At 71.3% G+C, this 13,468-nt stretch carries 11 protein-coding genes; 5 read left to right on the top strand and 6 right to left on the bottom strand.

The window, feature by feature from the left end; translation table 11 throughout:
* Positions 1-100 precede the first annotated feature (100 nt).
* From M8J73_RS22415 to M8J73_RS22405, 3 genes are read right to left on the bottom strand one after another with little or no spacing between them, the layout of a single operon-like run.
* Positions 101-910: an amino acid ABC transporter ATP-binding protein gene (locus M8J73_RS22415; protein WP_055541971.1), complete on the bottom strand. Its 810-nt coding sequence runs from the start codon at positions 908-910 to the stop codon at positions 101-103.
* The gene (locus M8J73_RS22410) at positions 907-1,740 is read right to left on the bottom strand and encodes an amino acid ABC transporter permease (protein WP_055541972.1); all 834 of its coding nucleotides are present in this window, start codon (positions 1,738-1,740) and stop codon (positions 907-909) included. The genes M8J73_RS22415 and M8J73_RS22410 overlap by 4 nt, the downstream gene beginning before the upstream one ends.
* A 3-nt stretch (positions 1,741-1,743) precedes the next feature.
* Positions 1,744-2,604: a basic amino acid ABC transporter substrate-binding protein gene (locus M8J73_RS22405; protein ID WP_055541973.1), complete on the bottom strand. Its 861-nt coding sequence runs from the start codon at positions 2,602-2,604 to the stop codon at positions 1,744-1,746.
* 249 nt (positions 2,605-2,853) lie between these two features.
* Here M8J73_RS22405 and M8J73_RS22400 point away from each other — a divergent pair, with 249 nt between their 5' ends.
* Complete coding sequence (locus tag M8J73_RS22400; protein WP_249828975.1) at positions 2,854-3,957, top strand: pyridoxal-phosphate-dependent aminotransferase family protein; 1,104 nt, start codon at positions 2,854-2,856, stop codon at positions 3,955-3,957.
* 235 nt (positions 3,958-4,192) lie between these two features.
* On the opposite strand, the gene M8J73_RS22395 is transcribed toward M8J73_RS22400, so the two are convergent.
* Positions 4,193-7,837 (bottom strand): tetratricopeptide repeat protein, encoded by a 3,645-nt coding sequence (locus M8J73_RS22395; RefSeq protein WP_249828974.1) that lies wholly within the window; start codon positions 7,835-7,837, stop codon positions 4,193-4,195.
* Positions 7,838-8,309: 472 nt separating this feature from the next.
* Between M8J73_RS22395 and ectA the strand changes: the two genes are divergently transcribed.
* From ectA to thpD, 4 genes are all read left to right on the top strand, one after another.
* Positions 8,310-8,861: a diaminobutyrate acetyltransferase gene (ectA, locus tag M8J73_RS22390; protein WP_206188042.1), complete on the top strand. Its 552-nt coding sequence runs from the start codon at positions 8,310-8,312 to the stop codon at positions 8,859-8,861.
* 107 nt (positions 8,862-8,968) lie between these two features.
* Positions 8,969-10,240 (top strand): diaminobutyrate--2-oxoglutarate transaminase, encoded by a 1,272-nt coding sequence (gene ectB / locus M8J73_RS22385; protein ID WP_055538738.1) that lies wholly within the window; start codon positions 8,969-8,971, stop codon positions 10,238-10,240.
* 41 nt (positions 10,241-10,281) lie between these two features.
* Positions 10,282-10,680 (top strand): ectoine synthase, encoded by a 399-nt coding sequence (locus M8J73_RS22380; protein ID WP_055538734.1) that lies wholly within the window; start codon positions 10,282-10,284, stop codon positions 10,678-10,680.
* 22 nt (positions 10,681-10,702) lie between these two features.
* Complete coding sequence (thpD, locus tag M8J73_RS22375) at positions 10,703-11,599, top strand: ectoine hydroxylase (protein ID WP_055538739.1); 897 nt, start codon at positions 10,703-10,705, stop codon at positions 11,597-11,599.
* Positions 11,600-11,689: 90 nt separating this feature from the next.
* Here thpD and M8J73_RS22370 read toward each other — a convergent pair whose 3' ends face one another.
* Positions 11,690-12,757 (bottom strand): maleylpyruvate isomerase family mycothiol-dependent enzyme, encoded by a 1,068-nt coding sequence (locus M8J73_RS22370; protein WP_055538735.1) that lies wholly within the window; start codon positions 12,755-12,757, stop codon positions 11,690-11,692.
* 79 nt (positions 12,758-12,836) lie between these two features.
* Complete coding sequence (locus M8J73_RS22365) at positions 12,837-13,445, bottom strand: RNA polymerase sigma factor (protein WP_055538736.1); 609 nt, start codon at positions 13,443-13,445, stop codon at positions 12,837-12,839.
* Positions 13,446-13,468: the final 23 nt, after the last annotated feature.

The raw sequence follows: 13,468 nt of genomic DNA, 5'->3' as shown, positions 1-13,468 counted from the left end.
GCAGGCCCGTCCCTTCAGGGGTGCGGGGCGGTGACACATGCGGCTCCGCCGCGTGGGCGCGACAAGCCCCCACCCGCCCGCACCTGCCGAACGAACCTTTTCAGTCGCTTCTGCCCACCTGGTCCGACGTCTCCTCCTCCACCTCCGCCATCGCGGGGTCGAGGAGACGGGACAGGAAGTGGCGGGTGCGCTCGTGCCGGGGGGCGCCGATGACCCGGGCGGGGGCGCCGTCCTCGACGATCACTCCGCCGTCCATGAAGACGACACGGTCGGCGACCTCGCGGGCGAAGGTCATCTCATGGGTGACGACCATCATCGTCATGCCCTCCTCCGCGAGCCTGCGCATCACCGCCAGGACGTCGCCCACCAGTTCCGGGTCCAGTGCCGACGTCGGCTCGTCGAAGAGCATGACCTCGGGGCCCATGGACAGGGAGCGGGCGATCGCCACGCGCTGCTGCTGGCCGCCGGAGAGGGAGGAGGGGTAGGCGTCCGCCTTCTCGGCGAGACCGACCCGCTCCAGGTTCTCGGCGGCCACCCGCGCCGCCTCCGCCTTGCCTCGCCTGAGGACCCGGCGCTGCGGGAGCGTGAGGTTCTCGGTGACCGTGAGGTGCGGGAAGAGGTTGAACTGCTGGAACACCATGCCGATACGGCGGCGTACGGCGTCGATGTCGACGTCCGGGTCCGTCAGTTCGGTGCCGCCGACGAAGACCTGGCCCTTCGTGGGTTCCTCCAGGAGGTTCACACAGCGCAGCAGGGTCGACTTGCCGGAGCCGGACGGGCCGATGACGCAGACGACCTCGCCGCGGCCGATCTCCAGGTCGATGCCCTTGAGGACCTCGTTGTCGCCGAACGACTTGTGCAGTCCGCGGACCTGGATCTCGGCGTGTCCGCCCAGCGTCTTCTCGGTCATTTCACGGCCTCCTGGGCCTTCGCCTCCATACGGCGCACGACGAAGCCGAGCGGGATGGTGACCAGCAGGTAGCACAGGCCAGCGACCAGGATCGGCGTCGAGTTGGCGGTGGTACTGGCCAGGTCCCGCCCGAACTTGGACAGTTCGCGCTCCTCCAGGGTGACCCCGAGGAACAGCACCAGCGAGGAGTCCTTGAAGAGGAGGACGAGTTCGTTGGTGAGCGGCGGGAGGATGATCCGGAACGCCTGCGGGATGATGATCGAGACCATCGCGCGGGCGGGCGAGAACCCCAGCGAACGGGCCGCCTCCATCTGCCCCTTGGGGACGGCCTGGATGCCCGCGCGGATCGTCTCCGCCATGTACGCCGCCGCGACGAGGCCCAGCGCCAGGGCGACCTTGCCGTAGGTGCCGCCGACGATCTCCGTGCCCGGGAAGGCCAGCGGGACGGCGACCCCGATGAAGATGAAGATCAGCAGGGCGGGCAGACCGCGGAAGATCTCGATGTACACACCGGCGAACCAGCGGTACGGGCCGACCGACGACAGCCGCATCAGGGCGATCACCATGCCGAGCACCAGGCCGACGGCGAAGCCGGACAGGGTGTAGAGCACGGTGTTCTTCAACGCCAGCGTGATGACGTCGGGGAACATCTGCTCGGCGATGTCCGCCTGCGCGAACTGGTTCTTCAGCCGGCCCCAGTCCGCCGAGACCGCGAAGGCGATCACGGCGGCGACGAAGACGACGTACTGCGCGCCGCGCGACAGGCTGCGCTTCTGCCGCCGGGTCAGCCCCTTCTTCCTGGGCCGGACCACCGCGTCCGTGTCGGCCATGGGTCAGGAGGCGGACGCGGACGGGGAGGCGGAGGCGGCGCTCTCGTCGTACGGCCCGATCCACTTCTCGTACAGCTCGCGGTACGTCCCGTCGGACTTGGCCTCGGCAAGCGCCTTGTTGATGGCGGCGAGGAGCTTGGTGTTGCCCTTCTTGACCGTGAAGCCGTACTGCTCACCGGTGTTGATGTTGTCCGCGACCTCGAAGGCGTCGGCGTTGGGCTTGTCCTTCAGCCAGCCCTGGACGACCGGGTAGTCGATGACGACGGCGTCGACCTGGCCGGAGCGCAGTCCGTTGAGGACGGCGTCGGAGGACTCGAAGGAGACCGGGTCGAGGCCCTGGCTCTTGGCGTAGTCCTCACCGGTGGTCTGCGCCTGGGCGCCGACCTTCTTGCCCTTGAGGTCCGCGAAGGAGCTGATCCCGGCGTCCTTGTCGGCGAGGACGGCCTGGGTGGCGTCGAAGTACGGGTCGGAGAAGTCGACGTTCTTCTTGCGCTCGTCGGTGATCGTCATACCGGCGGCGGCGAGGTCGCACTCCCCGGAGTTCAGGAAGGCGCCCGTCTTGAAGTTCTCGAACGGGGTGTCGAGGATGTCCTGCTTCACGCCCAGGTCCTTGGCGACGAGGTCGATCAGCGCGACGTCGAAGCCCTGCACCTTGCCGTCGATCTCCGACTGGAACGGCGGGTACGGGAGGTGGGTGCAGGTCGTCAGCTGGCCCGCCTTGACCAGCTCGACCCCGCCGGCGGCCGTCTTGGTGCCGCCGCTGCCGCCGTCGTCGGTCGAGGTGCAACCGGCCACGAGCAGCAGTCCGGCCGCGGCGGTGGTGGCGGCCAGGATGCGGGTCCGGCGTGCGAGGACCGAGTTCACGGGGAGACCTCCTGTGGGGAACGTAGGCATCCGATTATAAGGAGATGTTTGACTTGCTCAAACCAATCCGATGGTCACTGGGCCGTTCGGCCTCAGAAGTCATCGGTACGGGGCGGGAGATGCAGTCGGATTCCGGGGGCGGGGATCGTCGGGCGGTGCTGCCGGACGCGCCGATTACGCTCGACGTACGTCGACCCGTGTCGGCCCACCCTGGACACCATCTACCCCAGTGAGCGAAGAGAGCACCCTGTGACGCACCCGTTTCTGGATCTGGCCCCGTTGACCGCGGAGCGCTTCGCGTCGATCGAGGACCGGGTGGCCCGGCTGCTCTCCACGGAGCAGGACGTGGTGATCACCCAGGGCGAGGCGCTGCTGCCGCTGGAGGGGGCGATCCGCGGGGCCGCCGGGCCCGGGACGACCGCCCTGAACGTGATCACCGGCCCCTACGGGCAGACCTTCGGCGACTGGCTCCGCGGCTGCGGGGCGACCGTCGTCGACCTGGCCGTGCCCTTCCACACGGCGGTCACCGCCGAGCAGATCCGGGACGCCTTCGCCGAGCACCCGGCCATCGACTTCGTCTCCCTGGTGCACGCGGAGGCGGCGACCGGCAATACGAACCCCGTCCCCGCGATCGGCGAGGTCGTCCGTGAGCACGGCGCGCTCTTCTACCTGGACGCGGTGGCCTCCGTCGGCGCCGAACCGGTGCTCCCGGACGCGTGGGGTGTCGACCTGTGCGTCATCGGGGCGCAGAAGGCGATGGGCGGTCCGGCCGGCGTCTCCGCGATCTCGGTGAGCGAGCGGGCGTGGGCCCGGATGGCCGCGAACCCGCACGCCCCGCGCCGCTCCTATCTGTCGCTCCTCGACTGGAAGGAGCGCTGGATCGACGGCGGCCGCCGCGCCCTGCTGCACGCCCCGGCCCAGTTGGAGATGCTCGCGCTGGAGGCGTGCCTGGAGCGCATCGAGTCGGCGGGCCTCGACACGGTGATGGCCCGCCATGCCTCGGCCGCCGCGGCCACCCGGGCGGGGGCGCTCGCGCTGGGCGGCGGTCTGGAGCCGTATGTGCGCGAGGCCCGCGAGGCGGCCCCCGTCGCGACGACCCTCCGGGTGCCGGGCGGTGTCGACGCGTCCGCACTCGTCGCCAAGGCCCTCACCGCGGACCCGGCGCTGCCGCTGGCCGCGGGCGGCGGCGCCCTCGCCCACGAGATGGTCCGCGTCAACCACTACGGCCCCGACGCGACGCCGGATGCCGTCCACTCCAGCCTCGCGGGGCTGGGGGCGGCGCTGGCGGAGTTCGGGGTGGGGGTGGACCTGGAGGCGGGGCTGAGGGCTGCCGAGGGGGCTTGGGGGGAGTAGGCCGACGTGGGCGTGGCGGGGTGACGGACGCGGAGGATTCGGGGCCTGGGGTGGGGCCGGCCGAGATGGAGGATCCAGGGCCTGGAGTGGGGCTGGCCGAGATGGAGGGCCCAGGGCCCAGGGCCCATGGCGGGGGCCGACAGGGAGGACCCAGGGCCCGGGGTGGGGTAGGCCGAGACGGAGGACCCAGGGCCCACTGCGGGGGCCGATACGGAGATTCCGGGCACGGCGGCCCTCAGGAGGTCTCCTGGCGGGTGAGGTACTCCCGTACTTGAGCGAGGGGTTCGGCCGCGTCGTCGAGTCCCCTCGCCACCGCCGTGGCCAGCCAGGCTTCCGCCTCCTCCACCTGGCCCCGGTTGGCGAGCATGGCGCCGAGGTTGAGCGCCCCGCGGGGGTGCCCGGCCTCGGCGGACTTGCGGCACCAGAACTCGACGTGCACGGGTTCGCCGCCCCGTTCGGCCAGGTAGCCGGCGAAGTCGAACGCGGTGTTCGCGTCCGCCTCCTGCGCGGCCCGATGCCACCAGTGCTCGCCCTCCTGGTGATCACTCAGGCCGGTGAGGAACAGTAGGCCCAACAGGAAAGCAGCTTCGGGCCGTTCTCCTGCCAAGGGGAGGAGCCTCTCCACCCCGAGATCTGGCCGTGCGAAGTCGACGAGTTGGTCGGCGACTTTCAGGGCAGCCCGGGGATACCCTGCGTCGGCAGCGTGGCGCAGCCAAGAGGCGGCCTCTTCGGTCTCACCTTGATCGGAAAGCAGACGGCTGAGGTTGTAGGCGGAGACGGGGAATGCGGGGGCGGAGACGCGCCACCAGCGTGCCGCTTCGTCGAGGTTCCCGTCGATGAAGTACTGCGTGCCAAGGTTGTGGGCGGCGTCGGTGCGGCCAGCGTCAGCCATCCAGCGCAGGAGGGTGCGCACCACGTGCGTCATGCCTGCCTGTCGGACCACCGCGGCGTACGCGTAGATCTCCTCGGTGTTGTCGGGGTCGTCCAGTAGTTCGAGGAGGAGCGTCCGGGCTTCCGGGGAGCGGCCGTCCTCGATCAGGAGGCCGATCAGATTGAGGCGGGCTTTGATGTCTCCACCGGCCGCGGCCCGGCGAAACATCTCCTCGGCGAGGTGGAGGTCCCCATCCGCTCGGTGCAGGGCGCCGAGATTATTGAGAGAACTGAGGTACCCGGCTTCACCGGCACGTCGGTGCCATTTCTTAGCCTCATCAAGGTCACCCTGGTCAGCCAACCACGCACCGAGGTTGAACATCGCGACTGTGTGACCGGCCTCGGCCCCCTTGGCGTACCAGACGGCACCATCGGCCCGGTCACCTCGTCGGCTGAGGAGAACGCCGAGTTCGTTGGCAGCCTCCGCGTTGCCGGCTTCCGCGGCCATCCGCCACCACTTCTCGGCGTCGGCGAGGTCACCACGCTCCTCGGCGGCGTTGCCCATGATCTCTGCGGCTCGATCGTGGCCACGCTCGGCGGCGCGGCACAGCCACAGTTCGGCTTGGTCGTCATCGCGCAGGCGCAACAGGTGGCCGAAGACGTACATCGCTTCCGTGTCGCCCGCCATGGCAGCTCTCCGCCACCAAGGCTCCGCCTCCCTGCTGTCACCACGCTGATGCAGGAGCGCCGCGAGGGTACTGAAGGCATGGACGTAACCGCCTTCCGCAGCTCGTCGCAACCATGTCTCCGCCTGCTCTTCGTCTCCCAGAGCGCCGAGATGCCGGAAAAGGTTGTAGGCGGCCGCTGGCAGCCCCGCATCGGCAGACGCCAGCCACCACACCGCGGCCTCGTCGGCTTCGCCTCGAAGCAGCAGGACCACACCGAGGTTGAGCTGCGCGACGGGATCTCCAGCCTCGGCCACAGGGCGCAGCAACGCTTCGATTCGCGCCAGATCCTTCATCTGGAACAGTTGCGCCGACGCATAGTTGACGATCGCTTGCTCGGTCCCCGCCTCCGCAAGCGGACGCCACGCTTCCTCTGCGAGCGCCCACCGTCCACTGAGGGACGCCGTCTGCGCGATCAGCGGGCGCGTACGGTCGTCCGCCTGCCTGAGGGCCGTTCGCCACACCGCTTCCGGGACGTCCGGCGCGTCGGGGTCGCGGGCCACGGAGTCGACGAGGTAGTCGAAGGGCCGTTTGGTGTTCTCCTCCTCGCCCTCCATCAGCAGGCTGGCGACGCCGTAGCGGATGCGGGTGGCCCAGGCGATGGCGTCGGCGTAGGACTCGGGGCGCAGGGCGGGGCCGCCTAGCGCGGCGAGGTAGCGCTCGTGCACCTCACGCAGCAGGGTCTCCGGCAGGTCGCCGATGAGGCCGATGCGGGCGAGGTCCGCGGCTGCCGCGACGAGCGCCGCGCCCCGTGGATGGCCGCCCCTGGTGGTGGCGCGCTCGGCCCGGCGCCATTCGCCGAGGAGTTCCGGTCCGGCCGCCAGGTACTCGGCGATCCCATGAATGCCGTGCCGGGCGTGGGCCTCAACGAGGCGGCTGTCGTCGACCTCGGCCACCCGGTCGAGTTCGGTGTCGCTCCACAGCCGCCGGACGACGACCGGTTCCACCATGTTGAGGACGCGCAGTCCCCGCTCGGCGGCCATACGGCCGGCGCCGCCCTCGCCGTCGGCGCCGTCGGCCGCGTCGCGCAGGGTGTCGTAGCGCTCGTCCCGCAGGGTCGCCAGCACCACGAGCCCGGCGTCGGTCAACGCCGACAGCAGGGACGGTTCGAGGCCGCCGGGACCGAGGTAGTGCTCCAGGTCGTCGAGCCAGAGCACGTGCCGGTCGTAGGCGGGGCCGCCCGCGGGCGGCCGTAACACACGGAGGTCGGCGCCCCAGGGCGGGGCGAGGAGCAGATGTCCCGGCAGGACGGCCCGTGCCGCTTCGAGGGCGGTGCGGCTCTTGCCCGCGGTCGAGTCGCCGGTGAGCAGCACCAGCCCGCCCGAGGCGGCCGCCTTCCTCAGCCGGTCCCGCACCTGTTCGTCGATGTCGCGGCGGACGTAAGGCGGCAGCGTCGAGGCGTCCGCGCCGCCGACGCGGGCCCGGTGGACGCCCAGCCCGAGGGGGTCGGTGTCGCGGACCGGCTGCCAGGCGCCGAGGGCGGCGACGGCGGTCGGGTCGGCGGCGGCGTGGGGGGCGAGGTCTCCCCTCGCGTACTGCGTCGCGATGCCTCCGGTGGCGGCGAGGACATGGGCGGGCTCGGCGGGCAGCCGGGGCACCAACACGCCGGCGTACGGGTCCCCGGCACCGCCGCGCCCCACCGGCCGGTCGGAGCCCGCGGCGGGGCCGGGGGCCGACGGCGCGGCGGGGCCGGAGGCCGGGGGCCTGGCGGGGGCGACGGCCGAGGCCACGGCGGGGCCGAGGGTCGAGGACGCGGCGGGGCCGGGGGCCGGGGACCCGGCGGCGGCAGTGACCGACGACACGGCGGAGCCGGGGGCCGAGGACCCGGCAGCGGCAGTGACCGACGACGCGACGGAGCCGGGGGCCGAGGGCGCCGCGGGGGCAGGGACCGCGGACGTGGCGGGGGCGATCGCCGAGGCCACTGCAGAACCCCGGCCGGTGGCCGAGATCCCGGCGAGCAGCACGCGCAGTTCCTCGGCGGCCCGGACGCGCTCCGCAGGGCCCAGGTGCTCCAGCCGTTCCTCGAAGCGGGTCTGCCAGGCGGCCTCCTGGCGGATGCGAGTGCCGTCGTCGGGAGCGGACGCCGACGTCAGGGCGGCGGCGGTCCTGTCCAGGCGGTCCAGCTCGGCCCGTTCCCGTTCGGCGTCACCGCGGGCGAACCACGCGGCGACGGCCCGCCGCAGCCCGGCCCAGGAGTCCGCGTGCGCGCCCGTGCTCCCGCCCGCGGCCCGTACGACCGCTGTTCCCCCGGCCGCGGTCAGTGCCGCCCACGGCTGCTCCGGCATCCTCGTCCCCTCCCCCGCCGCCGACCTCGCCAGAACCGTATTACCCGCTCCGGGGCAGCGCAGCGGTATCGGTGGAGAACTCGGGGGAGAACTGCCCGCGCGGGGCGGTGTCCTGGGCCGGGGAAGTGGCCGGCACCGGCGAATCGACGGAAAAGAGGGTCGCTTTTCCAACAGAAAGGGTCCTACAATTCCATGGGTAAGACCCCGTATTCTTCTGCCCGCTTCAACCTTCCCTAAACGCAAAGGTTTCGCGAACAACAAGGGGCGCGATCCGGGCAGGTTCCGTGAGGGTTACGCGCATGTGACGGACTCCACAGTGCGCCCCTTTTGCAGGGGTATTTCCGGGCAAAACCGCACAGGTCAACCACCTGCTTGCGCGCCCGCTCGCGCCCGCGTGATAACACAGGGCGCGCTCATTCGTAACCCCTAGCGGCGATGCAATTCGAAATTCCGCTGGGTAAATTCAAGCCGTATGACTGCCGCACAAGCAGACCTGCACATCGCACACCTGGAATCACAACCGGAAATCGCCGAGGGGATTCGGATCGACCGCCCGGACGTGGCGGACGGCAGCGCGCTGTGGCGTATCGCCGGGGACTCCAAAACCCTCGACCTGAACTCCTCGTACAGCTATCTGCTGTGGTGCCGGGACTTCGCGGACACCTCGGCGGTGGCCCGTGACGAGACGGGGGAACCGGTCGGCTTCGTGACCGGGTACGTGCGGCCGGAGCGGCCGGACACCCTGCTCGTGTGGCAGGTAGCCGTCGACGAGGCGCACCGCGGGCGCGGGCTCGCCGGGGCGCTGCTGGACGGACTCGTCGCACGGGTCGCGCGACAGCACGCGCTGACCGCCGTCGAGACCACCATCACCCCGGGCAACACCGCCTCGGAGCGGCTGTTCGCCGCGTTCGCCGAACGCCACGGCGCGAGCGTCGAGCGCACGGTCCTGTTCGAGGCGGGGGACTTCCCCGACGGTCCGCACGAGCCCGAGGTGCTGCACCGCATCGGCCCGCTGTCCCCCTGAGCACCGCTGTGCCCCTGAGCACCACCGGCCCCCGCCGGGCCACCCCCTCTGCCCTCTCCCCCACTCCCGCACACCCGCACCCCCCACGCACCGAGGAGCGATTCGCCGTGACCATCACCCAGCCCGACCTGAGCGTCTTCGAGACCCTGGAGTCCGAGGTGCGCAGCTACTGCCGCGGCTGGCCCACCGTGTTCGACACCGCGCAGGGCAGCCGGATGCGCGACGAGGACGGCCACAGCTACCTGGACTTCTTCGCCGGAGCCGGTTCGCTCAACTACGGCCACAACAACCCGGTGCTCAAACGGGCTCTGATCGACTACCTGGAGCGGGACGGCGTCACGCACGGCCTCGACATGTCGACGGGCGCCAAGCGGGCGTTCCTGGAGTCCTTCCAGAACCTGGTGCTGCGGCCCCGCGACCTGCCGTACAAGGTCATGTTCCCGGGCCCGACCGGCACCAACGCCGTGGAGTCCGCGCTGAAACTGGCGCGGAAGGTCAAGGGCCGCGAGGCCATCGTGTCGTTCACCAACGCCTTCCACGGCATGTCCCTGGGCTCCCTCGCCGTGACCGGCAACGCCTTCAAGCGGGCCGGCGCGGGCATCCCGCTGGTGCACGGGACGCCGATGCCGTTCGACAACTACTTCGAGGGCCAGATCCCCGACTTCCTGTGGTTCGAGCGGATCCTGGAGGACCAGGGGTCCGGGCTGAACAAGCCCGCCGCCGTGATCGTGGAGACGGTCCAGGGCGAGGGCGGCATCAACGTCGCCCGCCCGGAGTGGCTGCGCGCCCTCGCCGAGCTGTGCGAGCGGCAGGACATGCTGCTGATCGTCGACGACATCCAGATGGGCTGCGGCCGTACGGGGGCGTTCTTCTCGTTCGAGGAGGCGGGCATCACCCCCGACATCGTCACCGTCTCCAAGTCCATCAGCGGCTACGGGCTGCCGATGTCGCTGTGCCTGTTCAAGCCCGAGCTGGACATCTGGGAGCCGGGCGAGCACAACGGCACCTTCCGCGGCAACAACCCCGCCTTCGTCACCGCGACCGCCGCCCTGGAGACGTACTGGTCGGACGGCTCCGCCATGGAGAAGCAGACCCGTGCGCGCGGTGAGCAGGTCGAGCAGGCACTGATCTCCATCACCGAGGAGAACCTCGCCGATGTGAAGGAGTACCGGGGCCGAGGGCTGGTGTGGGGCCTGGAGTTCCACGAGAAGGCCCGTGCGGGCCGGGTCGCCAAGCGGGCCTTCGAACTCGGGCTGCTGATCGAGACGTCCGGTCCGGAGAGCGAGGTCGTGAAGCTGCTGCCCGCCCTCACCATCACCCCGGACGAGCTGGACGAGGGCCTGCGCGTCGTCGCCCGCGCCGTGCGGGAAACCGTCTGACCACCATCTGAGGAAAACCCGCAAGGAGGCATGGAACCACCGTGATCGTCCGTTCTTTCAAGGATCTGGAAGGCACCGACCGGCACGTCAAAGCGGCGTCCGGCACGTGGGAGAGCAAACGCATCGTCCTCGCCAAGGAGAAGGTCGGCTTCTCCCTGCACGAGACGATCCTCTACGCGGGCACGGAGACGTCGATGTGGTACGCGAACCACATCGAGGCCGTGGTGTGCGTCGAGGGCGAGGCCGAACTGACCGACAACGAGACCGGGCGGACGTACACGATCACGCCCGGGACCATGTACCTCCTCGACGGCCACGAGCGGCACACGATGCGGATCAAGGAGGACTTCCGCTGCATCTGTGTGTTCAACCCGCCCGTGACCGGACGGGAGGACCACGACGAGAACGGCGTCTATCCCCTGCTGACGGAGGAGGGCTGACATCATGACCACGAGCACCACGATGAACACCACCACCGGCGTGCCCGATCCGTACCCCAGCCGCGGCGCCACCGAGGTGTCGGTCCCGCGCCAGGACCCGGTCGTCTGGGGCGCCCCCGGCACCCCCGGCCCGATCTCCCTCACCGACCTGCAGACGTACGAGCGGGACGGCTTCCTCGCCGTCGAGGAGCTCATCACGCCGGACGAGGTCGCCGTGTACCACCGGGAGCTGGAGCGGCTCGTCACCGATCCCGCGGTCCGCGCCGACGAACGCTCGATCATCGAGCCGAAGTCGAAGGAGATCCGGTCCGTCTTCGAGGTGCACCGCATCAGCGAGGTGTTCGCACAGCTCGTGCGGGACGAGCGGGTCGTCGGCCGTGCCCGGCAGATCCTCGGCTCCGACGTGTATGTGCACCAGTCGCGGATCAATGTGAAGCCGGGCTTCGGCGCGTCCGGGTTCTACTGGCACTCCGACTTCGAGACCTGGCACGCCGAGGACGGGCTGCCGAACATGCGGACGGTGTCCGTCTCGATCGCGCTGACCGAGAACCACGACACCAACGGCGGCCTGATGATCATGCCGGGGTCGCACCGGACGTTCCTCGGCTGCGCGGGCGCCACCCCGAAGGACAACTACAAGAAGTCGCTCCAGATGCAGGACGCGGGCACCCCGTCGGACGAGGCGCTGACGGCGATGGCCTCCGAGTACGGCATCAAGCTGTTCACCGGTAAGGCCGGTTCGGCGACCTGGTTCGACTGCAACTGCATGCACGGCTCCGGCGACAACATCACGCCGTTCCCGCGCAGCAACGTCTTCATCGTCTTCAACAGCGTGGAGAACGCGGCGGTCGAGCCGTTCGCGGCTCCCGTACGGCGGCCTGAGTTCATCGGCGCGCGGGACTTCACCCCCGTGCGGTGATCCCGGCCTCGCCGTCACGATGACCGGACCGGGCGGTCCCTGCCCTGAGGGACCGCCCGGTCCGCCGTGTGTGCCGCCCCTCGGGGGCCGCTACAGCCAGGCCAGTGACGCCGCCGTGGCCAGGACGTTCCGTGCGGCGCGCTCGTCGCCCGCGAGACCTCTCGGCACCTCGTCCGGGGCGTAGCGGCCGCCCACGAGCAGACAGAAGTCGACCGGGTCCAGGGTCAGTTCGGCGGCCACGGGCTCGGCGTCCGAGCCGAGGACCCAGCCGGTGCCGGGGCCGGTCCCGGTGACCTCGACGAGGACGGGCGGCGCGTCGTGCAGGGCCAGGCCGAGGATGCGGACGGCGAGCCGGACCAGCTGTTCCAGGTGCTCGTCGGGCGGCGGCGGTACGGCGATGCCGAGCGCCCGGCCGATGTCGTCGGCGTGGATCCACGCCTCGAAGGCGCGTATGACGAAGTGATCGGCGACAGGGAGTCTGAGGCCCATGACCGTCGCCGCGCGGGCGGCGAGAGCGGGGTCAAGGGCCTCGGGGGTCGCCAGGAGGTCGGCGGCCTGCGCGGCCCAGGTGGCGACGGTCTCCTCGGGTGTACGGGCGTGCTCGTGGGCGATGGCGTCGGCGGTGCGCAGCTCCCACGCGTGCGCGGCGGGCGTCCCGGCCGGGATGCGGGAGGCCGGCAGCCGGGCGCCGACCCCGAGCGCCACGGCCAGATGTTCGTCGGCGGCGACGAGGTGGGCGACCGTGGCGTGCGCGTCCCAGTCGTGCACCACCGGGGTGCCCCAGCGGCCCGGCAGCTCCCGGACCAGCGCCCGCAGTCCGGCGACGGCGGCGGCGTACGGCGCCGCGTGCGGGGCGACACCCGGCGTACGGGGCCGGCGCGAGCGCAGCGCCGACGCGAGCACCCCGTCCGCACCATCGCGCCCCTGATCGCCCCCCGTGGCCCCGTCGCGCGCGTCACCGGGGGCGCCGCTCGCCCGCGCGTCCGGGCCGGGGGTGCCGTCCAGCAACCGTACGGTCGCCCGGAGTCGTTCGGCCTCGGCCGCGCAGGTCTCGCAGTCGGCGAGGTGGAGCGGTACGGCCCTGGCGTCGGCGGGTGGCAGCGCGCCGACCGCCCAGGCGGCCAGCAGCTCCCGTACGCCGTCGTGGTCGTTGGTCATCGCGCGCCGCCCTTTCGCCGTGCCGCTGCCACGATACGCAGAGCCCGCACGGCCCCGGCGCTGCGGTGAGGGGCCGCCATCACGCGCCCCTCGCCGCTGCCGGGTCCGGTGGATCCGCGAGGGACTCCGCCAGTTTGCGCAGGGCCGAGCGGAGCCGGGTCTTCGCGGTGCCCTCGGGGATGCCCAGCTCCACGGCGGCCTGGCGGTAGGTGCGGCCCGCGAAGTAGGCGAGGTGGACCACCTCCCGCTGGGTGCGCGGGAGTTCGGCGAGGGCGGTGTGCAGCAGCAGGGAGCGCTCGCGGTCGACGACCGCCTCGTGCGGGCCGGGTCCGGCGTCGGGGATGGCGTGCAGCTCCGAGTCGTCCGCGTGGGTGTGCTTGCGGTGCCGGGCCTCTCTGCGCACCCAGTCCACGGCCCGCCGGTGGGCGAGCATCGACAGCCAGGTGCGCAGGGAGCCGCGCCGCGCATCGAAGCCGTACGGGCTGGTCCACAGCTGGGCGAAGACCTCCTGGGCCACGTCCTCGGCCGCCGCCTGACTGTGGGTGACCCGCACGGCCACCCGGCGCACGAGTGCCCCGTACGCCGCGTAGGCCTCACGCAGCGCGGACTCGTCCCCGTACACCAGCCGCCGATGCAACTCCACATCGATGGACGGCTGTTCGAGCGTCGGCTCCACCGGCACCACCATCCCTGATGCCCTTCCTAGCGTCC

Origin of the sequence: Streptomyces neyagawaensis (assembly GCF_023516595.1) — a bacterium.
GTDB lineage: Bacteria > Actinomycetota > Actinomycetes > Streptomycetales > Streptomycetaceae > Streptomyces > Streptomyces neyagawaensis.
Note: the sequence above shows the minus strand (reverse complement) of the source record. Positions and strands in the feature narration are given on the sequence as shown.